This is a genomic window from Cupriavidus sp. DF5525, from assembly GCF_040149425.2.
In the GTDB taxonomy this organism is placed as follows: Bacteria; Pseudomonadota; Gammaproteobacteria; order Burkholderiales; family Burkholderiaceae; genus Cupriavidus; species Cupriavidus pickettii_A.
The window spans coordinates 2,248,170-2,272,558 of the sequence record NZ_CP168266.1; the positions used below are offsets into that span (position 1 = coordinate 2,248,170).

Consider the following 24,389-nt stretch of genomic DNA (forward strand, 5'->3'; position numbering starts at 1 on the left):
GAAGTCCGCATTTGCCGGTTCGCCAGCGCCGGCACCCCATCGCCCGCGTCGCGATGTGCTCAGGAGGCGCCCGCCAGCGGCGGCACTCCCTCGCACACCGGCAGGCGGAACATGAACTCGCTGCCGCCGCCGCGGCGGGCGCGGACCTGCAGCGTGCCGCCATGCGCCTCGATGATGGAACGGCAGATGGCGAGCCCCATGCCCATGCCGTCCTCCTTGGTCGTGAAGAACGGCTCGAACACCTGGCCCAGCACCTCGTCCGGAATGCCCGCGCCCCGGTCCTGCACGCTGACGACGACGGTGTCCTGCTCCCGGTACGAGGTCACGACCAGCTCGCGCTGCTCGACCGGCGTTTGCGCCATCGCATCCAGCGCATTGGTGACCAGGTTCAGCACCACCTGCTGCAGCTGGACGCGATCGGCTTCGACCGTCGCCAGTCCCGCCGCCAGGCGCGTGACGACCTTGACGTTGTGCTCGTCGGTATCCACGCGCACCATGCTCAGCACTTCGCGCAGCACATCGTCGGGCTGCAGCGGCGTGAGCACCGCGGGGGCCTGCTTGGCCAGCGCGCGCAGCGCGCGGATGATCTCGGCGGCGCGCATGGCGTTCTGCTTGATATCGGTGAACCCGTCCAGCGCCTCGGCGATCTCTGGCCTGGGCCGGTTCAGCCAGCGCAGGCTGGCGTCCACGGTGGCTACGATAGCCGTCAGCGGCTGGTTCACTTCGTGGGCGATCGACGCCGCCAGGCTGCCCATCACGGTCAGGTGCGAGGTGCGGGCCAGTTCCGAGCGCGCCGTGTGCAGGTTCATCTCGGCGGCGACGCGGCGGTTGTTCTCGTCGATCAGTTGTTCGTACAGGCGTGCCGTCTCCAGCGAGATCGCGACCTGCGGTGCCAGCACTTCCAGTTCCGCGATCCGGGCTGCATCGAAGACCCCCGGGGCCAGGTTGTTTTCCAGGTAGAACACGCCGATCAGGCTGCCGCCCCGCAGCAGCGGCAGGCACAGCACCGAGCGCAAGCCGTTGGGGATGGCGCCCTTGGTCCGGATCGACGGCGCCTCGACCATGGCGTCGTCCAGCGCCAGCGTCTGCCGGGTTCGCAGCACGCTGTTAAGCACCGCCAGCGGCAAGGCCTGCTCGGTCGGCACCGCCGCGCCGAGCGCAACCGCCACGTTGCCATCGACCACGCGGCCGGAGGCTTCGATCATCGGCTGCTCGCCGCGCATCAGCAGCAACAAGCCGTACTGCGCGCCGGCATGGATCACGACATGGGTCATCAGGGTTTCGATCAGCCGGTCCATGACGATCTCCGTGGACATCGCCCTGGCAGCCTTCATGCCCAGTTCCCAGCGCGCCGCGGTGTGCTTGCTGTCGGCGGCACCGGCGGCGGCCTCGCCAGGCCCTGCCTCGTCCAGTTGCGGATAGCCCGTGGTCAGCAGCATGGCCTTGTGATCCGCGCCCCAGCGGCGATAGCCGGCGCGGGCCGCGCGCAGATGCTGCGCCGCCGCCGTCGGCAGGCCGCTGGCTTCGCACAGCATGCCGGCAAGCTCGTGCGCCAGCGCCTGTTCGTGGACGAATCCCGCGGCGGCGGCGGCGGTGGCCGACTGCTCATAGCAAGCCAGCGCCTGCAGCGCATCGCCGCGCAGGCGCGCCAGCTCCGCGTCGACCAGCAACAGCTTGCCGTGGAAGGTCAGCGGGTTCAGCGCTGCCCAACGCGCGAAGCAATCACGATGCGCGGCCAGGGCACCCATGACCTGGCCGCGATCGGATGAAGCCGCGGCCGAGCGCGCCAGCCCGATGGCAAGGTACAGCCGGCAATCCGACACGTTGAAATGGGCCGGCGCCGACCAGATCAGCGCCTTGGCTTGCGTCAGGCTGCGCACTGCGTTGTCCCATTCCTGCCGGAACACAGACGCCATGCCGTCGTAGAGCCAGATCCAGAACCTGGTCGGCAGCGAGATGCTGCGCGCGACCCGCTGTGCCGCGGTCATCTGGCGGCTGGCCTCGCCATGTAGCGCAGCCTCGTCGCCAACGCGCAGCCGATGCAGGAAATGATGCTGCGAATACAGGATCAGTTCGATATCCCGGTACTGGACCAGCCGCGTCAGCGCCAGGCCACGGCCGATCTCTTCCTCCACCAGCCGCAGGTGCTCGCCCATGGCGAGCAGGTCGGAGGCGATATGGTTGCAGGCATAGCAGGCCATGCCGATATCGCCCGAGGCCCGCCCCAGCGTGACCGCGCGCTGCGCATGGCCCAGCGCGTAGGACAGCGGCCGGGTCCAGGCGCTGACCTGGTCGACCGCCACCAGCGTGGCGATGCGCTCGGCCTCGTAGCCATGGCGGTCGATCAGGTCCATCGCCGCCTGTCCCCAGGCGAGCCCGTCCTCGTATTCCTCGTACAGGCTGGCGATGAAAACGCCGAACCAGGACAGGCCATACGGCGATTCAGGCGTGGCGCCGTGCTCCAGCGTCAGCTCGACCATCTTGGCCACGTGCAGGAAGCTGATACCGTCACGCACGAACAGCGAGGAGATCAGCGTGGACAGCAGGCCCATGGCAGTCTGGATGCGACTGTCGTTGGTCGCCGCCAACATGCCCAGGCTGTCGATGGTCCGCGTGCCCAGCGCCGTCCTGACCGCGTCATAGGCCTCGCGCATGCGCGCCGGCGTGGGGCCGCGCTCCAGGTGGATTTCGAGCAGCGCCAGGCCGGACAGCGCGGCGTTGATCGCGCCCTCGTAGTCCGAGCGCACGGTCTGCAGGCTGGCCTTCAGGCGATGCACGGCGGCCTTGTCCGGCGCCGGCAGGTCGCGCGTGAGCAGCGCATCGATCTGGCGCGATGCATGCTCCAGCTTGGCCTGTGCCAGCAGGCATTCGCAGTGCAGCAGGCTGGCGGCGTAGGCAAGCGCGTAGTGCGTCGACCACCACGACGGCTGCATCAGCGCGAAGGCCGTGTCCGTGTAGCGCGTGGCCTGCGCGATCGCGGCGCTGCGCTTGGCGCGCTTGCCGGCCAGCAGCAGCACCGGCACGAAGGCGACGCGCTCCGCTTCCGACAAGGCATGGCCGGCCGCGCGCTCGATCTGGTTGCAGATCTCGAAGGCATACCCGGCGAGCTGGTCCTGCCAGTGCTCGATCATGATGCCGGCGATGCGGGCATGCGCGGCCGGGCGGTCCCGTGGATCGGTCATGGCATACGCGGATTCCAGCACTCGGTCATGCTGGAAGGCATAGCCGTCCGGCACGCGCACCACCAGTCCCGCGTCCATGAACGGGCGCAGCCGCTCGCTGACCTGCAGCGGGCTGAGCTGCGCCACGCACGCCAGCAGGCCTTCCTCGCAACGCATGCCCACGCACGCCAGTTGCTGCAGCAGCGCCGTGCCCACGCCGGGCAGCCTGGCGAAGCGCCGCGTCATCAGGTCGACCACGCTGTCGGTATACCGGTTCTGCGCCGCGTCGGCCTCGCTCCATTCCCAGCCGCCGCTGTCGTCGCCGCGGTCGTTGCGGTAAGTCAGCACGCCATCGTCGACCAGTGCGCGCAACAGCTGGTACGAGAAGAACGGGTTGCCCGCGGTCTTGGCATGCACGGCGCGCGCCAGCGCCTCCACGCGCGCTGGCGGCTCGTTGAGCGCGGCCGCCACCAGTTCTGTCAGGTCCTGCCCGGCCAGCGGCCTGACGGCGATGCGCGTGACCGGCAGCGCGCCGGAGCGATTGGCATGCAGCAGCCAGGAGAAGCGCTGCTCGACGTCATGGCCGTGATCGCGATAGGCGGCGATCAGCAGCAGGTTGGCCGGCCGTTGCGCGGTGAAGGCTTCGAGCAGGGCGATGGTCGACGCGTCCGCCCATTGCAGGTCGTCGGCGAACAGCACCAGCGGCGCGCCCTTGTCGGCGAAGGCGGAGAACGTGGCCAGGATGGCGGTCTCCGCGCGGTCCTGCGCCTGCTGCGCCGGCACGTCGGACAGCGGCGCGGTGCGGCCCAGTATGTGCCCGGCCTCGGGCACCAGTTCGGCGATGGCCCTGCCCTGCCCCGCCAGCGCGCCGAGCCAGCGCTCCCGCAGCGGCGCCAGCGCGGCTTCCGGCGCGCCCAGCAGGGACAGCGTCAGCGCCCGGATCATCTGCGCGACCGGCGCGTAGGGAATATCGAGCTGCAGCTGGTCGCTCTTGCCGTTGGCGAAGCACACGCCCTGCTGTCCCGCCTGGCACGACAGCCAGGCCGCCAGCGCGGACTTGCCGGTGCCGGCGGCGCCGGCAATCAGCACAAGTTCCGACTTGCCGCTGTGGCTGACGCGCGCCAGTGCATCGGCGAGCATAGCGGTTTCACGCTCGCGGCCGAAGAGTTCGCCTGACACGTTCAGCGTGGAGGTCGCTCCGGCGGCATCGAGCGCGAACGGCGTGATCTCGCCGTGTTCGCGCCAGTCCGCCTGGCAACGCAGCAGGTCGGCCAGCAGCGAGGTGGCGCCGGCGTAGCGGTCCGCCGGGTCCTTGGCCATCAGCCTGAGCACGATCGAACCCAGCACGGGCGCAATGTCTGGCTGGCGCGCCTGCGGCGGCACCGGCTCGATGGCGAGATGGGCGTGCTGCCAGGCCGTGGGCGAGTCGGCCATGAACGGCAGCGCGCCGGTCAGCATCTGGTAGAAGGTGACGCCGAGCGAATAGAGGTCCGACCTGGCGCTGGTGCGCACCTGGTCGTGGCGGGCGACTTCAGGCGAGAGATACGCCAGTGCAGCCGGACCGGGATGCGGGACCACGGGCGGCATCACGTCGAGCGCCGTGGCATGGTCAAAGCCTGTCAGGCGCACGCCGGCGCTGCCGTCGACCAGCAGGTTGTGTGGCCGGATATCACCATGCAGCAGGCCGTGCGCATGCGCGGCCGCCACGGCACGCGCGCTGCCGATGGCAAGTTCGAGAAAGCGCGCGAGGGGCATGGGGCCAGCGGTCAATGCGGCGGCGAGCGTCGACGACGCCCCGGCCCCGTACACCACCACCATGCGGTCCGCCGTGCGCAGTGTCGCCACCGGCACGGCCGCCCATTCCGCCTGCAGGCGCCCGGCCCAGCGCGCTTCGTCCTGCAACGGCTCGCACGCTGGCAGCGGCGCGCTGCGGGCGAACCAGCGGGCCTGCGTGTGCGGGTCGGTGCGCGGGTCGGACAGTTCGAGATAGCTGATGCCGCCCGACACATGGAGCACGGTCTGCGCCACCCGCATCAGCCAGGCGTGGTCGAAGGTCAGCTCGGATGCCCGCTTCGGGCGGTTGCCAGACGTCATGGGTGCAAGGATTGGTCGGAGGGCCCGGAGGCAAGCTCATGCAGATCCCGGAATGAAACCCGCTTCGCCATGCCGCCCAATGGCATGTTCGAGTGCCGCATGCGCCGCCCAACCGCGAGGAAGATGCGTGCGTCGTCCCAGTTCAAGAGGTGAGGCGCCGCCCGCGCGGGCCGGCCATTCAGTCGCCGACCTTGCAGATGCCGAGCTGCTGCGCCATCAGCACCAGTTCCGCGAAGGTGCGCGCCTTCATCTTGCGCATGGCCTGGCCGCGGTGGATCTTCACCGTCACCTCGCTGATGCCGATCTCGGCGGCGATCTGCTTGTTCAGCAGGCCCGCCACCGCCAGGCCCATGACCTCGGTTTCTCGTGGCGTCAGTGCCTGGTGGCGGGCGCGCAGCGCTTCGACCTGGCGCAGGCCCTCGCGACGCAGACGGTCCTTCTCCAGCGCGGCCGCCACCGCATCGAGCAGGTCCTGGTCGCGGAACGGCTTGGGCATGAAGTCTTCGGCGCCCGCCTTCATGGCCGCGACGGTCATGGCGATATCGCCGTAGCCGGTCATGAAGATGATCGGGATGGGGATGCCCATCTGGCCGAGGCGGGACTGCAGGTCGAGCCCGCTCGGGCCGCGCAGCCTGACATCGAGCACCAGGCAGCAGGGCGTGTCGGGCACGGGGAACGCCAGCAGTTCAGCAGCCGAGGCGAACAAGGTCACGTTCAGGCCGACCGAGCGAAACAGGCTGCCCAGCGCGCGGCGCAGCGCGGCGTCGTCGTCCACCACCAGTACCATCGCGTCATCGCTCGCACTGGCGTCGGCAGGCTCCAGGCTTTGGGATGTCACGGTCAGATCTCCAGTCGCTCGGAACGGTGACGCCGATTATAACCAGCAAGTACGTCACCGCAACGACCGCGCGTTGAGCACGGCAGTGACGCACTGGCCACTCATACCAATGTATTAGTCGGATGCGCGCCAGCCACCGCATCCCCCGCGAAGCTGCGGCCGCCCACGCACCATGCCGGCGCATCCGGGGCGGCACCGACTAATACGAACATACGACTGGCCGCAGGCGCCGATGCCAACTAGTCTTCCACTGGACTGCGCTGCGGTCATCCCCCGGATCCGGCGATCCCTCTCATGCGCGCCTGCGCTCAACCCTGTCCCAAGGAACGACATCATGTCCAATCCGAAGCTCGAAGTCCTCACCCCGCACAACAGCCAGCTGATCATCATCGACCACCAGCCGCAGATGGCGTTCGGCGTGCAATCGATGGACCGCCAGGCGATGAAGAACAATGTCGTCGGCCTGGCCAAGGCGGCAAAGATCTTCAATATCCCGACGACCATCACCACCGTCGAGAGCGAGTCATTCTCGGGCTTCACCTATCCGGAACTGCTCGACGTGTTCCCGGACCAGAAGACGCTGGAGCGCACCTCGATGAACTCGTGGGACGACCAGAAAGTCCGCGACGCGCTCAAGGCCAACGGCCGCAACAAGGTCATCGTCGCCGGCCTGTGGACCGAGGTCTGCAACACCACCTTCGCGCTGTGCGCGATGCTTGAAGGCAACTACGAGATCTACATGGTGGCCGATGCCTCCGGCGGCACCAGCAAGGAAGCGCACGACTACGCGATGCAGCGCATGGTGCAGGCCGGCGCCGTGCCCGTGACCTGGCAGCAGGTGCTGCTCGAATGGCAGCGCGACTGGGCCCACCGCGACACCTATGACGCCGTGATGAAGCTGGTCAAGGAGCATTCGGGCGCCTACGGCATGGGTGTCGACTATGCCTACACCATGGTCCACAAGGCCCCGCAGCGCACGGCGACGCCGCACGAGTCGGTCGCGCCGGTGCCGGCCCGCTGATCTCGCTGAGCTTGCTAAGCGAGCGTTCGACATAAGCGAGCGTTCGACAGCGTCGTCCCACTCTCCCTGGAAAGGATCTCCCATGAGCTTCGTCACCACCAAAGACGGCACCCGCATCTTCTACAAGGACTGGGGCGCGGGCCGCCCGGTCGTGTTCTCGCACGGCTGGCCGCTCAATGCCGATGCCTGGGATGCGCAGATGCTGTTCCTCGCGCAGCAGGGCTTCCGCGTGATCGCCCATGACCGGCGCGGCCACGGCCGCTCGGACCAGCCCGCGCAGGGCAATGACATGGACACCTACGCTGACGACCTGGCGGCGCTGCTCGACGCGCTCGACCTGAAGGACGCGACGCTGGTCGGCCACTCCACCGGCGGCGGCGAAGTCGCGCACTACATCGGCCGCCATGGCACCAGCCGTGTGGCCAAGGCCGTGCTGATCGGCGCCGTGCCGCCCCTGATGCTGAAGACCACGGCCTATCCCAACGGCCTGCCGGTCGATGTGTTCGACGGCATCCGCAATGGCGTGGCCGAGAACCGCTCGCAGTTCTACAAGGATCTGGCGGTGCCGTTCTTCGGCTTCAACCGTCCGGACGCCAAGGTCTCGCAGGGCACCATCGACGCGTTCTGGGCGCAGGGCATGGCCGGCGGCATCGTTGGCCAGTACGCCTGCATCCGGGAGTTCTCGGAGGTGGACTACACCGAGGACCTGCAGAAGATCGACGTGCCCACGCTGATCCTGCATGGCGATGACGACCAGATCGTGCCGATCGATAACTCGGCGCGTCTGTCGGCCAAGATCGTCAGGCAGGCTACGCTCAAGGTCTACCCGGGCGCCTCGCACGGCATGTGCGTCATCAACGCCGACGAGGTCAATGCCGACCTGCTGGCCTTCCTGAACGCATAAACCTTATGTCAGTTACCCGCCGGCAATTCATCGCCTCCGCTGCCGCCCTGGGCGCGGCGGCTTCTTCAGAGATCTTAGCCATGCAGGCAAGCACCCCACCCGACCTCATCCTCGTCAACGGCAAGTTCGCCACGCTCGACAAATCCAACCCGCAGGCGGATGCCGTTGCCATCCGCGACGGACGCTTCGTCGGCGCCGGCACGCGCCAGGACATCATGAAGCTGGCCGGGGCGCAGACGAAGGTCGTCGACCTGAAGGGCCGGCGGGCCATTCCCGGGCTGATCGACAGCCATATGCATATCATCCGCGGCGGCCTGAACTACAACATGGAGCTGCGCTGGGACGGGGTGCGCTCGCTGGCCGATGCGATGCGCATGCTGAAGGACCAGGTCGCGCGTACCCCTGCGCCGCAGTGGGTGCGCGTGGTGGGGGGCTTCACCGAGCACCAGTTCGCCGAGAAGCGCCTGCCTACCGTGGAGGAGCTGAACGCCGTGGCGCCCGATACGCCCGTGTTCATCCTCCACCTGTACGACCGCGCGATCCTCAACGGCGCCGCGCTGCGCGCGGTGGGCTACACCAAGGACACGCCCAACCCGCCCGGCGGCGAGATCCTGCGCGATGCGCGCGGCAACCCGACCGGCCTGCTGCTGGCCAAGCCCAACGCCACCATCCTCTATGCCACGCTGGCCAAGGGCCCGAAGCTGCCGCCCGAATACCAGAAGAACTCCACGCGCCATTTCATGCGCGAGGTCAACCGGCTGGGCGTTACCGGCGTGATCGACGCAGGGGGCGGCTACCAGAACTATCCCGAGGACTACAGCATCATCGAGGAGCTGCACAAGGAGGGGCAGCTCACGGTGCGGCTGGCCTACAACCTGTTCACGCAAAAGCCCAAGGAAGAACTCAGCGACTTCAAGACCTGGACGTCGAAGGTAAAGCCCGGCCAGGGCGACGACCTCTACCGCCACAACGGCGCCGGCGAGATGCTGGTCTACACCGCGGCGGATTTCGAGGATTTCCGCGTCGAGCGCCCCGACATGGCGCCGTCGATGGAGGCCGACCTCGAGCCCGTGATCCGCCTGCTCGCCGAGAAGCGCTGGCCGTGGCGCCTGCATGCGACTTACGACCAGACCATCACGCGCTCGCTCGACGTCTACGAGAAGGTCGCCAAGGACATCCCGTTCGATGGCCTGAACTGGTTCTTCGACCACGCCGAGACCATCTCCGACCGCAATATCGACCGTATCGCCGCGCTCGGCGGCGGCATCGCCGTGCAGCACCGCATGGCCTACCAGGGCGAGTATTTCGTCGAACGCTATGGCGCGCGCGCCGCAGAAGCCACCCCGCCGGTGAAGAAGATGCTGGAGAAGGGCGTCAAGGTCGGCGCCGGCACGGACGCCACGCGCGTGGCCTCGTACAACCCGTGGGTATCGCTGTACTGGCTGACCACCGGCAAGACCGTGGGCGGCATGTCGATGTACCCGCAGGCCAACCTGCTCGATCGCGAGACCGCGCTGCGGCTGTGGACCGAGGCCAATACCTGGTTCTCGTCGGAAGTCGGCAAGAAGGGCCAGATCAAGGTGGGCCAGCTCGCCGACCTGGCGGTGCTGTCGGCCGACTACTTCAGCGTGCCGGGCGACGAGATCCAGGACATCACCTCGGTGATGACCATTCTCGGCGGCAAGGTGGTCTATGGCGATGGCGACTTCGGCAAGCTCTCGCCCGAGATTCCGCCGGCGATGCCGGACTGGTCGCCGGTGCGGCACGTCGGCGGCTACCAGCCACGGCCGCAGGCGCGCAAGCTGGCGCTGAACACTGCTTGCGGCTGCGCCAGCTCGTGTGGCGTACACGGCCACGCGCATGCCAAAGCCTGGACCTCCGGCGTGCCGACCTCGGACGAGGGTTCGTTCTGGGGCGCGCTCGGCTGTTCCTGCTGGGCATTCTGAGCCTCAACCTGATGCGGAGACCCGGCCATGACTGAACCGACTACCTCGCTGACGCCGGCCTCCGCTGGTGGCGCCACCCATCCGCTGCCCGGCTGGTTGCGCTGGCTCGCGTTGCTGCTGCTCTGTGCGGCCTACCTGCAGGGCGGGCTGGTCAAGCTGGCCGACTTCCCCGGCGCGATCGCCGAGATGCAGCACTTCGGCCTGTCGCCGGCGGTGCCGATGGCGATTGCGACCATCGTGCTGGAGCTGGGCGCCTGCGCCATGATCCTGCTCGGCTGGCGCCGCTGGCTCGGCGCGCTGGCGCTGGCAGCCTTCACGCTGGCGGCCACCTTCGTCGCCAACCGCTTCTGGCAGGCGCCGCCCGATGCCCGCTTCATGATGGCCAATGCCTTCTTCGAGCATCTTGGCCTGGTCGGCGGCTTCCTGCTGGTGGCGTGGCATGACCTGCGCGAACGCACCGAGCGCAAGGGACTCACCGAAAAGGACAGGTGACCGGCATGGCAGAGCAAGCAATCCGCCCTTCGCCCGCGCCCGCCGGCGGCGGCACCTTCGCGCCGCTGGCGCAGGCCACCTTCGCGGTGCTGTGGGCCGCGACGATCCTCGGCAATATCGGCAGCTTCATGCGCGACGTGGCCAGCGCCTGGCTGGCCACCGACCTTTCCACTTCACCGGCCGCGGTCGCCACGATCCAGGCCGCCGCGACACTGCCGGTCTTCCTGCTCGCAATTCCCGCCGGCGTGCTGTCCGACATCCTGGACCGCCGCCGCTTCCTGATCGCGGTGCAGGTCGGGCTGGCCATGGTCAGCGGCACGCTGATGGTGCTGGCCTGGCGCCAGGCGCTGACCATCGAGATCCTGATCGGCATGGCCTTTCTCGGCGGCATCGGCGCGGCGATGATGGGCCCGACCTGGCAATCGATCGTGCCGGAGCTGGTGTCGCAACAGGAACTCAAGCGCGCCGTCGCGCTCAATGCGCTCGGCGTCAACATCGCCCGTGCGATCGGTCCCGCCGCCGGCGGCCTGCTGCTGGCGGCGTTTGGCGCGGCCACCACGTATGGCGTGGACCTCGTCAGCTATGTCTTCGTGATCGCCGCGCTGCTGTGGTGGAAGCGCCCGGCGCGTGAGGCCGACCCGCTGCGCGAACACTTCTTCGGCGCGTTCCGCGCCGGGATGCGCTTTACCCGCGCGCACAGCAAGCTGCATATCGTGCTGGCGCGCGCCGCCGTGCACTTTGCCTTCGGCAGCAGCATCTGGGCGCTGTTGCCGCTGGTGGCAAAGCAGCTGCTGCACGGCGGCGCCAGCCTGTATGGCGTGCTGCTGGGCGCGGTCGGCCTCGGCGCGATCCTCGGCGCGCTGGTGATGCCGCGCCTGCAGCGCAAGCTCGATGCCGACGGGCTGGTGCTGCTGTCGGCCATCGTCACCGCGGTGGTGATGGCGGTGCTTTGCATCGCGCCGCCGGTGTGGGTCGCGCTACCGCTGCTGCTGTTCCTCGGCGCGGCCTGGATCACCGCGCTGACCACGCTCGGCGGCGTGGCGCAGGCGATCCTGCCCAACTGGGTGCGCGGGCGCGCGCTCGCGGTCTACCAGATGGTGTTCAACGGCGCCATGGCGGCAGGCAGCCTGGTGTGGGGCTTCGTTGCCCAGGCGCTGGGCATTTCCGGCGGCCTGCTGGTGGCCGCGGGCGGCCTGGTGGTTGCGGCGCTGCTGCTGCATCGCCTGCGGCTGCCGCGCGGCGAAGAAGACCTGGGGCCCGCGCAGCACTGGCCCGAGCCGCAAGGCGCCGACGAGATCGCCCACGATCGTGGCCCGGTAATGATCCTGATCGAGTACTGCGTGCGCGCGGACGATCGCGACGCCTTCCTGCGCGCGGTGCACCAGCTCTCGGAAGAACGCCTGCGCGACGGCGCCTTCAACTGGGGCGTGATGGAAGACCCGGCCGATCCGGAGCTGCTGACCGAGTGGTTCCTGGTCGAATCGTGGGCCGAACACCTGCGCCAGCACCGGCGCGTCCCCCATGCCGATGCTGACCTGCAGCGCGAGGTCACGCGCTTCCATACCGGCGCTACACCACCGCGCGTGCGCCACCTGCTCGGCGTCGGCCTGCCCGCGGCGCCGTCCCGCCACTGACATTTTCCAGGAGCCCTTCCGATGAAGCTCTACCTCGTTTCCCTGGCCGCCGGCATCCTGGTCGGCATCATCTACGCCGTGATGCAGGTCCGCTCGCCGGCGCCGCCGGTGGTGGCGCTGATCGGCCTGCTCGGCATGCTGATCGGCGAACAGGTGGTGCCGCCGATCAAGCGCATGCTGGCGGGCGAACCGGTCACCGCCGCGTGGTTCCATGCCGAGTGCATGCCGAAGATCACCGGTACGCCCGGCCCCACGCTGAGCGCTGCCAGCAAGAGGCCCGCCGCGGACGATGCCGCGCACTGACGCGGCTTCGCTCGCGCTGCTCGGCGCCGGCCTGGCGCTGCTGTGCGCGCCGGCACTCGCGGCGAGCAGCGTGACGGTCTATGGCCGCCTGAACACCGCCATCGAATACAGCCGCGCCAGCACCGCCACCGACGGCACCGACCTCGGCAGCGTCGTGCGCCAGACCAACAATCGCTCGGTATTCGGCCTGCGCGGCGAAGAGGAGCTGGGCGGATCACTGAAGGCCGTCTGGCAGATCGAAAGCAACCTGTCGCTCGATACCGGCGAGGGCCAGATCGCCAGCCGCAACTCGCGCATCGGGCTGCAGGGCAGCTACGGCCTGCTGTTCATGGGGCACTGGCACACGCCTTACACCGAAGCGACGATGGGGTACGACCCGTACTACCCCACCACGGCCGGCTACATGGCGCTGATCGGCAATGGCTCGGCGTCGAGCACGGACAACGTCGAGAACACCAGCTCGTTCGACCGGCGGCAGAAGAACATCCTGCAATACCGCACGCCCCAATGGCGCGGCGTGAGCCTGTGGCTGGGCTGGGGGTTGCCCGAGGAGAAGGCCTCCGTCCCGCGCAATCCAGCGCTGTACTCGGTCGCCGCGGTCTATGAGCGCGGGCCGCTCAACGCAACGCTGGCCTGGGAGCGCCACCAGCACTACCAGGCCGCCGGCCGCAACGACGATGCGCTCAAGGCCGGCATGGCGTGGCAGGTGCTTGCCGGCACGCGCATCGCCGCGGTGTATGAGCACCTGCACTACCGCACCGATAGCGGCGACCTGCAGCGCAACGCGTACTACGTCTCGCTGGTGCAGCAGGCGGGAACCGGCAGCGTACGCATCGGGCTGGCCTATGCGGCCAACGGCACGGGCTCGTCGACCGACACCATCGGCTTCTTCCGCAGCGGCGCGCAGACGGGTGCCACGCAGTTCACGGTCGGCTACGACTACCCGCTGTCCCGGCGCACGGCGCTGTACGCCTACTACAGCCGGATCAACAACCAGCGCAACGCGGTCTATGACTTCGCCATCAACGACCTGGGCATTCGCGCCGGTGCCGACCCACAGACCTTGGCGCTAGGCATGCGGCACAACTTTTGATGCTTGCGTGACCTCCGCCATCGCGCACGGATACTCAAGGAATTCGCGTGACTGCCACCCTCGTGATTGCCATCGTCGACGACGACGCTGCCGTGCGACACGCCATGGGCCGGCTGGTGCGCTCCTTCGACCTGGCGGTGGAACTCTACGCGGGCGGACAGGAACTGCTGCAATCCCCCTCGATCGGCGGCATTGCATGCGTGATCACGGACGTGCAGATGCCTGGCATGAACGGCTTTGTGCTGTGCGAGGCGCTGCGCGCGCGGGGCTTGCAGATGCCGGTCATCTTCATGACGGCATTTGAGAAGGAACGCTATGAGCAGCGCGCCCGCGCGGCAGGAGCGGCCTGCTTTATCAGCAAGCCGTTCGAGGACACGGAGATCATCCGGTGTCTCGAACAGGTGCTGGGTGCGCCGCGGCACGAACTGTAGATAGACCGTCCGGATCACCCCACTACCAGCGCGGCAGCAGCCATTGCCGCGACCAACACGTCGCGGCGAAAGCACTCCGCTGGGCGGCAAACGCACCCGGCAATCCATTCCTGATCGGGAAATTCCCGCTTTACCTCCGAAGCGCTTGCCCTCAGCATAGGCAAGACAGGTGGGCAGGCCAGCCAAGTACCAGCCAGCACCTGTCGCAAAGCGCACAAAGTTGAGGGACAGGAGACTACCCGGATGGACACTTCACGAGCAACGCCCCCGCAAGGCGGCATGGCCACGGCCATGCCGTTTTCCCGCTGGAGCGCCTTGTTGAGGGACCGTTTCGGGCTGGAATGTGACCTTCCCGCCGGAAATCCCTTTGTCTCGGCAGTCGGCATCCAGAGCATGGATGACATGGATGTGGCGGATGTGCGGATGAGCCCCCAGGTGCTCACGCCTGTGCGATCCACACCCGCAAATGCCCCGGCGCTTTACGTCAAGCTGGTGGAAAGCGGCGGCATGACGCTGGAGCGCAGGGGGTTCCGCCAGCGCTTCGAAACGGGAAGCATCGCCGTGGTGGATCCCGCCAACCCGTTCACGGAGACGATCGACGACCAGACCCACCTGATCGTGGTCTCATGCCCGCGCAGCACCTTGCGGCAGCGCGGCATTCGCTGCCAGCTCGACGGCTGGCTCGCGCCGGATCCCCTTTTGCCGGATACCCAGGTGATACAAGGCATGATCCGGATGGCGGGCACGCACGGTCATGCGGTCCGGGAACGGACCCGGGCCAGCCTTGCGAACCATCTGCTGGGCCTGATGGATATCGTCATCGGAGAAGATCACCGTTGTGCCAGGACCCGGGCGGCCGACGCCATCCGCCTGCGCGTCGACCAATTTCTTGAGCAGCACCTGGGCGACGCGGGACTGAGTGCGAACGACATCGCAAACGGGATGAAATTGTCCGTGAACTACCTCAACCGGGTCTTCAAAGCCGACAACACCTCGCTGATGCGATACCTCTGGTCGCAACGTCTTGAACGTGCCCATCAGATGCTGGCCTCCCCGCAGTTCGCGCACCTGAGTATCGGCGAACTCGCGTGGCGCTGTGGCTTCTCGACGGCCGCGCACTTCAGCCGCCTGTTCCAGCAGCGTTATGGCATGACGCCGTCGGCGCAGCGCCGCCTGGCCCGCGCGGACAACCGGATTCCGTGCACCAGCCGCTAGTCGCGGCGGCCTGCACAACCCAGACAAACGATTCGCACAACCCAGTCAATTTTGCGGACGCAGTTTGATCGATGATCGTTGCTGCCGGGATCCACCCGGAACGATCAAGGAACTGCGATGACTGACACCTCCCTCCTGCTTGGCAAAGACCTCTGGCATGCCAGGCTCTATACCGGCGAGTGGCAAGCGGGGACGCTGCCTCCCGCCGAGGTTATCGAGCCCGCGACCGGCGCCCCGCTGGGGCCGCTCGCGCTGGCGGACGCGGAGCTGGTCTGCCGCTCGGCGGCAGACGCCAGCCGCGCCCAGCCCGCCTGGTACGCCACGCCGTATGAAGCCCGTGCCAAGGTGTTGCGTACGGCAGCCAACCTGGCCGAAGCCCATTTCGAAGAACTGGTCGACTGGCTGGTGAGGGAAAGCGGATCGACACGGAACAAGGCGGCATTCGAAGCGTCCGTGACGATCAAGTTGCTGCACGAATGCAGCGGCCTGCCTTCGCGCAGCCAGGGCGAGGTGCTCCCTTCCACGCCCGGCCGGCTCAGCCTTGCGCGCCGCAGGCCGCTTGGCGTGGTCGGCGTCATCTCGCCGTTCAATTTCCCCTTGTATCTCGCCATGCGAGCGGTGGCTCCGGCCCTGGCCGTGGGCAATGCCGTGGTGCTCAAGCCGGACCCGCGCACCGCCGTCTGCGGCGGCCTGGTGATCGCGCGCCTGTTCGAACTGGCCGGCCTGCCCAGGGGCGTGCTCCATGTGCTGCCCGGCGGCGCGGATGCCGGCGCGGCGCTGACCACTTCACCGCATGTCGCCATGATCCAGTTCACCGGCTCGACCGGTGCCGGGCGCAAGGTCGGCGAGGCCGCCGCGCGCAACCTCAAGAAGGTCTCGCTCGAACTGGGCGGCAAGAACTCGCTGATCGTGCTGGACGACGCGGACCTCGACATCGCAGTGGCCAATGCCGCCTGGGGTGCCTACCTGCACCAGGGCCAGATCTGCATGGCGACCGGACGGATCCTGGTGCAGCGCCCCATCTACGCCCGCTTCCTGGACCGGCTGGTGACGAAGGCAAAGACGCTGGTGGCCGGCGACCCCGCACGTTCCGATGCGGCACTGGGGCCGCTGATCAACGCACAACAACGGGATCATGCCTACCGGATCGTCCAGGCGGCGCAACAGGCCGGCGCCACGCTGGAAGCCGGTGGCAGCTATGAAGGCTTGTTCTTCCAGCCCACCGTGCTGAGCGGCGTACAACCTGACAATCCCGCGTTCCGCGAGGAGATCTTCGGGCCGGTGGCGGTCGTGGTCCCCTTCGACAGCGACGACGATGCGATCCGCATGGCCAACGACACCGAGTACGGCCTTTCAGCCGCCATCATCTCGCGCGACGTCGGCCGTGCCATCAGGCTCGGCGAGCAACTGCGCACGGGCCTGCTGCACATCAACGACCAGACCGTCAACGACGAGGTCGTGAACCCGTTCGGCGGGGTTGGCGCTTCCGGCAACGGCAGCAGCATCGGCGGGCCCGCCAATTGGGAAGAATTCACCCAATGGCAGTGGATGACCGTCAAGGGCGAAGCCCCGTTCTACCCGCTCTGACCGGCAGAAGCGCGCCCGCAGGTATCGGCGGCTCAAGGCATGCCGCCAGCCTCCTGAGCCAAGGCATCCAGCAATGCCTTGGCCTGCTGCCAGTCTGCCGAGTCGAAACCTTCCGTGAAGGCCTCTTGAAGGCCCGTCAGTATCTGCCGTGCCGCTTCCGTCTTGCCCTGCTGTTGCCATAGCCTGGCCAGGCTCAGCGCCGCGCGCAGCTCGAGGGACTTCGCGCCTTGCCGGCGGGCGATCTCGATGGCCTGGTGAAAGCATGCTTGCGCCGCTTCCTGTTCCGTGCCCGCGGTCGCGCATTGCAGCAGGAGCTCGCCTTTGAGCCGATGCAGCTCCGCTTCATAGTAGCGCTCGCCTGTGTTGGCGACAGCGGCCAGGGCGTCGGCAAGCACATCCAGTCCCGCCCGCGCCTGTCCCGCGGACGCATACGCCGTGGCCAGCAGGCCGAGAAAATGCGGCCGTGCCAATTCGGCGCCCAGGGCCTGGTATGCGGCCAGGCCCTCGCGCATCCGAGCGATTCCCGCCTCCTCGCGCCCCTGCTCTGCCAGCGCCCAGCCGCTGATGACGGTTGCCCACGCCAGCCAGAACGGGAACCCTTGTTCAGTCGAGAGCGCGATGGCGGCATCGGCGCATTCTTGCACCAGTTGCACCTCATGCCGGTACTGATGCGCTTCGGCAGAATGGACCAGGGCGAGCGCCAGGTTGAACGGGTGAGGGAGCTGACGGGCCAACGCCAGCGCCTCCTGGCTCTTGTCGCGGGCCTGGGCCGGATACCCCAGGTGCCACAGCACCTGTGCCAGGAAGCTGAGGCCACGGACCCCCGCGTCCTGCCCGTAAAGACCGACGTGGAGGTGCTGCTGTTCGGGCTGATAGTGGGCAAGCCCCTGCTCCAGGTGAGTCCGGGCGGCGCGGAATTCGCCCTGAAGGTAAGAGGTGATTCCCAGCGCGACCTCGGCGTGCCCCATCAACACCGGATCCTGTGCGTTCTCAGCCAGGCTGAGCATCGCCTCTCCGAGTTCATGCGCCGTTTGATGCTGCGCACGAATGGAATAGAACGTGCGCAAGCCAAACTTCACCTGGAACAGCTGCGAGGTCTCGCCTTCCATCTCGCACAAGCTCAGCGCCCGCTTGTAGTTGGCCTCCACCTCGTTCGAGGAAAAGCTCCTCGCGGCGATCAGCGCCGGCCCAAGCGCGACGCGCAATGCAATTTCCTGACGCGTGCGTTCTGGCGTCTGGGGCAAGCGTGCCACCAGTTCCAGCGCCGTACCCAGATGACGGATGGTATCGAGGTGTGCCGAACGCTCAAGCGCCTGCCGCCCGGCGCAGAGCAGGTATTCAACCGCCTTCGGCGTATTGCCGCTGAGGCTGTAATGGTGGGCCAGTTCGCTGCAGTGGTCTTTCAGCTGATGACGGAAGAGCGATTCGATGGCCCGCCCCGTGCGTTCATGCAGCGTGCCGCGCTGTTCCGACAGCAGCGAGTTGCCTGCGACTTCCTGGGTGAGCGCATGCTTGAACGCGTACTCGACCTCCGGAAAGCCAGGCCGCCCGTAGATGAACTCTCCGGCCTGCAGGCTGGCCAGCAGTGCGTACAGCGGGTCTTGCTCCAGCCCGGTGACCTTGCGGATCAGGCTCAGCGGGAACTCCTTGCCGATCACGGCCAGGGTCTGCAGCAGTTCCTTCTCCGCGAGGGGGAGCCGATCCATGCGCGCCGCGAGCACGCCCTGTACGGTGGTCGGAATATGCAGCGCGGCAGGGGTCTTCTCGATGCGGTAATGGCCAGGTTCGCCGAGCAGCGCATTCTCCTCGGCAAGGGTCTGGACCACCTCCTCCATGAAGAAGGGATTGCCCTCGGTCTTCTCCAGGATCAGCTGCCTGAGCGGCCCGAGGCCGGGGTCATCGCCGAGCAAGGCGCTGAGCAAGCTTTGCGCCTCGTCCGGCCCCAGCGGAGCGAGCCGCAATTCGGTGTAATTGCCCTTGCCACCCCAGGCGCAGCGGTACTCGTGCCGGTAGTTCACCAGCAAGAGAATGCGCGCATCCGCCGCGCGCTCGACGATGTAGGCGAGGAAAGCCTCGGTCTCGCTGTCCAGCCATTGCAGGTCCTCGAACACCAGCTGGACGGGCTGGTTCTGGCTCTCGCGCACCAGCAGGCGAGTGATGGCCTCGAAGGCGCACTCGCGCCGGAGCGTGGCGCCCATGTCAGCCACCGCCGAGCCAGGCTCGCCCAGGCCCAGCAGGTAGAGCAGATAGGGCATCTGGCCTTCCAGGCTGCGCTCCAGCGTCAGCACCTTGCCCGTGAGCTTTTCGCGGCAGCGCCGGTCATCGTCCTGCGCGGTGATCTGGAAATAGTTCCTCATCAGTTCGATCAGCGGCAAATAGGCAAAGGCCTTGCCGTGCGACACCGAGAAGGTCTCCAGCACCAGGCAACCGCGCTGCGAGCGCGCCTTGAACTCATGGAACAGCCGCGACTTGCCGACGCCGGCCTCGCCCACCACGGCGACGATCTGCCCGTTGCCGGCCGTGGACAGTTCCAGCGCCCCGTGCAGCGCCGCCAGTTCGGCCTCGCGGCCCACGAAGCGCGCCAGCCCGCGATGCGCCGCCACTTGCAGGCGCGTGCGCAGCGCGCCCAGGCCAAGCACCTCGTAGACCTCCAGCGGCTTGGGCACGCCTTTGACCTGGGCCGCGCCCAGGGCCTTGAAGTCGAAATACCCCTCCGCGAGCTTATGGGTCGAGTCGCTCACCAGGATCGAGGACAGCGCGGCCATCGTCTCCATCCGCGAGGCGATGTGAATGGTGGGCCCCACCGGCTCATAGTCGGTCCGCAGGTCGTCCTTGCGGATCGAGCGCACCACCACCTCGCCCGTGTGGATGCCCACGCGGATCTGCAGCGAGATGCCTTGCTCCAGCCGGATCCGGTCGCTGTGCCGGCGCATCGCCTCCTGCATGCGCAGCGCGGCATACAGCGCGCGCTGGGGATGGTCCTCGTGCGCAATGGGAGCGCCGAACAGCGCCAGGATGCCGTCGCCCAGGGACTTGGCCACATAGCCTTCGTAGTAGTGCACGGCCTCCATCATCAGTTCGACGACGGGGGTAATCAGGCGCAGGGCCGCTTCCGGGTCGCGGTCGTGGATCAGGGCGGTCGAACCCGCCATATCGGCGAACAGGACGGTGATGGTCTTGCGTTCGCCGCTGGTCATGCCGCGCGCCTCCAGCGCGGCTTGCTCGGCACGGATACGCTCGGCCAGATGGGGCGGGGTGTATTGGACGGGAGCCGCGGCAGACGCTTGCGGCAAGTCGCCGACGGGCGTGCCGCAGGCATTGCAGAAACGCGCGGCCGGATTCAGTGCCTGGCCGCAGCGAGCGCAGAGGCGTGCCAGCCTGGCGCCGCACTGCTCGCAAAAATTGGCGCCCTCGGCATTGTCAATTCCGCAGATTGTGCAGCGCGCCATGGAGCCTCCGACTTTCGCTCAGTCAATTAGACGCCGCATTTTCTTTCGTCGCAAGACGTTGCTCCGGGTCGGGCCCGACTGCGGAAATCGAGTCATGCATGCCGGCGGAGGCACAGCGCCAAGGCAGTCCCATGTGGCGCAGCAGAAACCTCGCCAGTAAGTTGTACAGGCTTAACCAGCTTGCTGCCGAAGATGATCCACGAATGCCCGGGCCGCATGCGAGACCGCTTCGTAGTCGCGAACACCGATCACCAGCGGCCGGGTTGCCCATTCCGCATCGATTGCCACCGCTTTCAACTTCAGGGTGCGCGCCAACGGCCGCAGCACGCCGCGAGGCATGAGCGCCAGACCAAAGCCGCCAGCCACCAGCTGGCACATCGAGTCGAAACTGCTGACCCGGATTCGCTGCTTCAACTGCACACCGTCCTCCTTGGCCTGGCGCTCGAGGACAGCATGTACGGAGCTTTGGGTGTGCGGCACGACAAGCTCATGCTGGGCAAGTTCGAAGAAGGACACACGACGCTTGCCCGCGAACTCGTGTCCCTCCGGGACAGCGACAACAAGCTCGTCAACACGGTATGGAAACACCTGCAGGCCGGGCGCCGGCGTGTGGGCCGAGAACACGCCGACCTCCACTGCCCCTTCGGCGATGGCGCGCACGATCGCTCCGCCAGGATGCTCCTCGATATCCAGCCGGATCAGCGGGTACTGCTTCATGAAGGAGTGCAGGTCCGGCGTCAGGAACTCGACCAGCGCTGAATTGATGGCGTGCAGCCGCACATGGCCCTTGATGCCGTCGGCATACTCGCTGAGCTCGTTCTCCATCTGGTGAAGCGTGTGCAGCAGTTGCCTGGCGTAGTGCAGCAGGGCCTGGCCTGCGGGCGTCAGCCCGACGCCGCGCGGATACCGCACCAGCAGGGCACAGCCGACCTCTTCTTCCAGCTCGGCGATGCGCTTGCTGACGGCGGAAACAGCAAGGTTGCGGCGCGCCGCGGCGCGCGTCAGGTTCTGCTCGTCCGCGACGGTAACAAAGACTTCCAGACTGGTCAGGTCGTATCGCATCGCAGTGGCTGCCTCCGTGGGCGGACAACGCGCAGATTCTATCTCCCGCGTGGCTCAGCTGTCGGGCGTAATCCTGGCGTCGGCGACGATGCGCGCGAACTTCGCCGACTCTTGCTGGATGAAGGCCTTGAATTGCTCCGGCGACGACGGGCTCGGGTTGCCGCCCAGTTCGCGCAGCCGGGCGTCGAGCTTGGGATCCTTGAGCGATTCGGCCACCGCGGCGTTCAGGCGCGCCACCACCGGCGCGGGCGTGCCCTTGGGCGCGAACAGGCCGAACCAGTTTTCCAGCGTATAGCCCTTCAGGCTCGCCGAATCGGAGATCGCGGGAATTTCCGGCGCCAGCGGGCTCTTGCCCTGCGACGTAGTGCCCACCGCGCGCACCTTGCCGTCCTTGATGAACTGGCGCGCCCCGGCGAGGCTGACGAAGGTCATCTCGATATTGCCGCCGATCACATCCAGCAACTGATTGGAGGCGCCGCGATAGGGAACGTGGGTGAGCTGCACGCCCGCCTGCCTGGCCATCAGCTCGCCGGAGAGATGCTGCGGATTGCCCACGCCGCTGGTGCCGTAGCGCACCTTGCCGGGATTGGCCCTGGCGTACGCGATCAACTCGTCGATGGTCTTGTACGGCAGCGACGGATTGACGACGACGACGTTAGGCACCTTGACGATCAGGCTGATGGGAAGCAGGTCCGTCTGCGGCGCGTACTGCATGCGGCTCTTGTAGACGGACGGGTTGATGGCGGTTTCGCCGGCGGAGCCCATCAGCAGGGTGTAGCCGTCGGCGGGCGCCTTGACCACGGCCTGGGCACCGATCATGCCGCTGCCGCCACCTTTGTTTTCCACCACCACCGGCTGTCCGAGCACGGTGCGCAGCTTCTCGGCAAGCACGCGCGCCATGGTGTCGACGCCGCCGCCCGCGGAAAAGGGGACGACGATGGTGACCGGGCGCGTCGGATAGCTGCCCTGGGCCAGCGCGGCGCCGGATACCAGGCCGAACAGCAACACCGCGAGGAGGCGCTTCGGCAATCGCCGGTTGAAGAATGGCAGGTTCATGGTGTCTACCTCCTGATTGTGTTTGTCGCTGATGCTTGGTCAGGACGGCGTGGCCGCCCCTCGGTCATTCGTCCGAGCCGTGCATCTTGCGCAGGCCCTTGAAGACGAACGGAGCGATCAGCGCGGCGGCGGCGATGGCCAGCAAGGCAGCCGAGCCGGGATGGGAAAGGAACACCCACGGATCGCCCAGGCTCATCTGCATCGCCCGGCGGAACTGGCTTTCGGCCATGGGCCCCAGGATCAGCCCGACGATCATCGGCGCCACCGGGTAATCCAGGCAGCGCATGGCAAAGCCGATGAGGCCGAACACAACCAGCATGGCGAGTTCGACGATCGAGGGATTCGCCGCCAGCGTGCCCATTGCCGCGAACACCAGGATGCCGGCATACAGCCACGGCTGCGGCAGCTTGAGCAGCCGCACCCAGATGCCGATCAGCGGCAGGTTCAGCACCAGCAGCATCACATTGCCGATAAACAGGCTGGCCACCAGGCCCCACACCAGGTCGGGCTTGTCGGCGAACAGCAGCGGGCCGGGCACGAGCCCGTATTGCTGGAAGCCGGCCAGCATCATCGCCGCGGTCGCCGAGGTCGGCAGGCCGAGCGTCAGCAGCGGCACCAGCGTGCCGGTGGCGGCGGCGTTGTTGGCGGCCTCCGGTCCGGCGACGCCTTCGATGGCGCCGCGACCGAACTCATCCTTGTGGTCGGTCAGCTTGCGCTCGATGGTGTAGGACAGCAACGTCGGCACTTCCGCGCCGCCAGCGGGCAGCGCACCGATCGGGAAGCCGAGCGCGGTGCCGCGCAGCCAGGCCTTCCATGAACGCTTCCAGTCGGTCGCGGTCATGCGCAGTCCGCCCTTCACGGCTTCGATCTTGTCCTGTACACCGGTGAAGCGTGCGGCCGAGGAGAAGGTCTCGCCCATCGCGAACAGGCCGACGGCCAGCGTCGTCACCTGGATGCCGTCGAGCATCTCGGGTACGCCGAAGGTCAGGCGGGCCTGCCCGGTCAGCTTGTCGATGCCGATCAGGCCCATGCCGATGCCAACGGCCAGGCTGGTGAGGCCGCGCAGGGTGGAATCGCCGAAGGTCGCCGATACCGTGACAAAGGCCAGCACCATCAGCGCAAAGTGAACTGCACGGCCACGTCGACCAGCACCGGCGCCAGCAGCGCCAGCCCCACGGTCGCCAGCGTGCCGGCCACGAAGGAGCCGATGGCGGCCGTGGCAAGCGCCTGGCCTGCGCGGCCGGCGCGCGCCATGCGGTGCCCTTCGATCGCGGTGGCGATCGAGGCCGCTTCACCCGGGGTATTGATCAGGATCGCCGTGGTCGAGCTGCCGTACATGCCGCCAAAGTAGATCCCGGCGAACATAATCAGCGACCCGGTCGGATCGAGCTTGAACGTGACCGGCAGCAGCAGCGCCACCGTCAGCGAGGGGCTGATGCCGGGCAGGATCCCGACCATCGTCCCGAGCAGCACGCCGATGCCGGCGAACAGCAGATTGCCGGGCTGCGCCGCGACGGCGAGGCCCTGTGCAAGAAAAGTAAAGACATCCATGACGACTCCCGCTCAACCGAAGACCAGGCGTTCCAGCGGGCCGCCGGGCAACCCCAGCGACAATGCCTTGGCGAAGAACGCATACACCAGCAGGTTCAGGACCAGGCCGATCGCGGCCGACCTGAGCATGCGCCGTTCGCCGAAACCGCGCGCGGTGGCGATGAACAGCACCGTGGCGCCCAGCACGAAGCCAAGCTGCAGCTGCAGTGCGGCGATCAGCGCCAGCAAGCCGGCCAGCACGCAGCCGACCGCCTTCCAGTTCATCGGCCCGCGCGGCGCCGTGGCCTCGGCCGTGCCGCGACGCACAGCGACCACCAGGTGCCCCACGCCGAGCACGGCGAGCAGTACGGCCACGAAGCGCATGCCTGCAGAGGGGCCGACGCCGGCGGCCGGCGGCGGCGGGAGCTGGCTCGCATCGATGAACACGACCAGCGCCAGCAGCAACAGCCCGGCGCCGACGATGGCCTTGGCAGGCTCGAAGCGCTTGATCGTGGCGGGCGTGGCGGGGGTGGCGGGGGTCACGGCGCCTCGACCGCGGTCTGCATCAGTGGA

The 24,389-nt window shown here is 67.6% G+C and carries 16 protein-coding genes and 1 pseudogene; 10 read left to right on the forward strand and 7 right to left on the reverse strand.

The genetic code is table 11. From position 1 onward, the window contains the following. Positions 1-59: 59 nt before the first annotated feature. Together ABNX08_RS31505 and ABNX08_RS31510 are read right to left on the reverse strand one after the other, a co-directional pair. Positions 60-5,255 (reverse strand): ATP-binding sensor histidine kinase, encoded by a 5,196-nt coding sequence (locus tag ABNX08_RS31505; RefSeq protein ID WP_022539719.1) that lies wholly within the window; start codon positions 5,253-5,255, stop codon positions 60-62. Between the two features lie 178 nt (positions 5,256-5,433). Next, the gene (locus ABNX08_RS31510) at positions 5,434-6,093 is read right to left on the reverse strand and encodes a response regulator transcription factor (RefSeq protein ID WP_022539720.1); all 660 of its coding nucleotides are present in this window, start codon (positions 6,091-6,093) and stop codon (positions 5,434-5,436) included. Between the two features lie 334 nt (positions 6,094-6,427). Here ABNX08_RS31510 and ABNX08_RS31515 point away from each other — a divergent pair, with 334 nt between their 5' ends. The 10 genes from ABNX08_RS31515 to ABNX08_RS31560 all read left to right on the forward strand — a co-directional run bounded on the left by ABNX08_RS31515 (position 6,428) and on the right by ABNX08_RS31560 (position 16,719). After that, on the forward strand, positions 6,428-7,114 hold the full coding sequence (locus ABNX08_RS31515) for a hydrolase (RefSeq protein ID WP_022539721.1): 687 nt from the start codon (positions 6,428-6,430) through the stop codon (positions 7,112-7,114). A gap of 82 nt (positions 7,115-7,196) precedes the next feature. Continuing rightward, on the forward strand, positions 7,197-8,018 hold the full coding sequence (locus ABNX08_RS31520; protein WP_022539722.1) for an alpha/beta fold hydrolase: 822 nt from the start codon (positions 7,197-7,199) through the stop codon (positions 8,016-8,018). A gap of 5 nt (positions 8,019-8,023) precedes the next feature. Beyond that, entirely contained in the window at positions 8,024-9,964 is a 1,941-nt protein-coding gene (locus tag ABNX08_RS31525) for an amidohydrolase (protein ID WP_022539723.1), read from the forward strand. A gap of 27 nt (positions 9,965-9,991) precedes the next feature. After that, positions 9,992-10,456 (forward strand): DoxX family protein, encoded by a 465-nt coding sequence (locus ABNX08_RS31530; protein WP_022539724.1) that lies wholly within the window; start codon positions 9,992-9,994, stop codon positions 10,454-10,456. A gap of 5 nt (positions 10,457-10,461) precedes the next feature. Beyond that, complete coding sequence (locus tag ABNX08_RS31535; protein WP_022539725.1) at positions 10,462-12,090, forward strand: MFS transporter; 1,629 nt, start codon at positions 10,462-10,464, stop codon at positions 12,088-12,090. 21 nt (positions 12,091-12,111) lie between these two features. After that, positions 12,112-12,393, forward strand: coding sequence for a XapX domain-containing protein (locus tag ABNX08_RS31540; RefSeq protein ID WP_022539726.1), 282 nt, complete (start codon positions 12,112-12,114; stop codon positions 12,391-12,393). After that, a complete protein-coding gene (locus tag ABNX08_RS31545; RefSeq protein ID WP_022539727.1) occupies positions 12,380-13,486 on the forward strand; it encodes a porin in 1,107 nt (368 codons plus the stop codon). Before ABNX08_RS31540 ends, ABNX08_RS31545 begins: the two co-directional genes overlap by 14 nt. 47 nt (positions 13,487-13,533) lie before the next feature. Then, positions 13,534-13,917, forward strand: coding sequence for a response regulator transcription factor (locus tag ABNX08_RS31550; RefSeq protein ID WP_022539728.1), 384 nt, complete (start codon positions 13,534-13,536; stop codon positions 13,915-13,917). A 243-nt stretch (positions 13,918-14,160) separates the two neighbouring features. Further along, positions 14,161-15,132: an AraC family transcriptional regulator gene (locus tag ABNX08_RS31555; RefSeq protein ID WP_022539729.1), complete on the forward strand. Its 972-nt coding sequence runs from the start codon at positions 14,161-14,163 to the stop codon at positions 15,130-15,132. A gap of 117 nt (positions 15,133-15,249) precedes the next feature. Further along, positions 15,250-16,719: a benzaldehyde dehydrogenase gene (locus tag ABNX08_RS31560; protein ID WP_022539730.1), complete on the forward strand. Its 1,470-nt coding sequence runs from the start codon at positions 15,250-15,252 to the stop codon at positions 16,717-16,719. A gap of 32 nt (positions 16,720-16,751) precedes the next feature. Here the strand turns inward: ABNX08_RS31560 and ABNX08_RS31565 are convergent, their stop codons facing one another. From ABNX08_RS31565 to ABNX08_RS31585, 5 genes and pseudogenes are all read right to left on the reverse strand, one after another. Beyond that, on the reverse strand, positions 16,752-20,168 hold the full coding sequence (locus tag ABNX08_RS31565) for an adenylate/guanylate cyclase domain-containing protein (protein WP_022539731.1): 3,417 nt from the start codon (positions 20,166-20,168) through the stop codon (positions 16,752-16,754). Positions 20,169-20,339: 171 nt separating this feature from the next. Beyond that, entirely contained in the window at positions 20,340-21,230 is an 891-nt protein-coding gene (locus ABNX08_RS31570; RefSeq protein WP_022539732.1) for a LysR family transcriptional regulator, read from the reverse strand. 54 nt (positions 21,231-21,284) lie between these two features. After that, on the reverse strand, positions 21,285-22,286 hold the full coding sequence (locus ABNX08_RS31575) for a tripartite tricarboxylate transporter substrate binding protein (protein ID WP_022539733.1): 1,002 nt from the start codon (positions 22,284-22,286) through the stop codon (positions 21,285-21,287). A 64-nt stretch (positions 22,287-22,350) separates the two neighbouring features. Beyond that, positions 22,351-23,837: pseudogene (locus tag ABNX08_RS31580) on the reverse strand (tripartite tricarboxylate transporter permease). 12 nt (positions 23,838-23,849) lie between these two features. Next, positions 23,850-24,359 (reverse strand): tripartite tricarboxylate transporter TctB family protein, encoded by a 510-nt coding sequence (locus ABNX08_RS31585; protein WP_349607267.1) that lies wholly within the window; start codon positions 24,357-24,359, stop codon positions 23,850-23,852. Positions 24,360-24,389: the final 30 nt, after the last annotated feature.

Coding starts and splice junctions, on each gene's coding strand:
- ABNX08_RS31525 (WP_022539723.1), top strand. CDS start 8,024: ATGTCAGTTACCCGCCGGCAATTCATCGCCTCCGCTGCCGCCCTGGGC.
- ABNX08_RS31560 (WP_022539730.1), top strand. CDS start 15,250: ATGACTGACACCTCCCTCCTGCTTGGCAAAGACCTCTGGCATGCCAGG.
- ABNX08_RS31575 (WP_022539733.1), bottom strand. CDS start 22,286: ATGAACCTGCCATTCTTCAACCGGCGATTGCCGAAGCGCCTCCTCGCG.
- ABNX08_RS31565 (WP_022539731.1), bottom strand. CDS start 20,168: ATGGCGCGCTGCACAATCTGCGGAATTGACAATGCCGAGGGCGCCAAT.
- ABNX08_RS31515 (WP_022539721.1), top strand. CDS start 6,428: ATGTCCAATCCGAAGCTCGAAGTCCTCACCCCGCACAACAGCCAGCTG.
- ABNX08_RS31540 (WP_022539726.1), top strand. CDS start 12,112: ATGAAGCTCTACCTCGTTTCCCTGGCCGCCGGCATCCTGGTCGGCATC.
- ABNX08_RS31570 (WP_022539732.1), bottom strand. CDS start 21,230: ATGCGATACGACCTGACCAGTCTGGAAGTCTTTGTTACCGTCGCGGAC.
- ABNX08_RS31530 (WP_022539724.1), top strand. CDS start 9,992: ATGACTGAACCGACTACCTCGCTGACGCCGGCCTCCGCTGGTGGCGCC.
- ABNX08_RS31505 (WP_022539719.1), bottom strand. CDS start 5,255: ATGACGTCTGGCAACCGCCCGAAGCGGGCATCCGAGCTGACCTTCGAC.
- ABNX08_RS31535 (WP_022539725.1), top strand. CDS start 10,462: ATGGCAGAGCAAGCAATCCGCCCTTCGCCCGCGCCCGCCGGCGGCGGC.
- ABNX08_RS31545 (WP_022539727.1), top strand. CDS start 12,380: ATGCCGCGCACTGACGCGGCTTCGCTCGCGCTGCTCGGCGCCGGCCTG.
- ABNX08_RS31520 (WP_022539722.1), top strand. CDS start 7,197: ATGAGCTTCGTCACCACCAAAGACGGCACCCGCATCTTCTACAAGGAC.
- ABNX08_RS31555 (WP_022539729.1), top strand. CDS start 14,161: ATGGACACTTCACGAGCAACGCCCCCGCAAGGCGGCATGGCCACGGCC.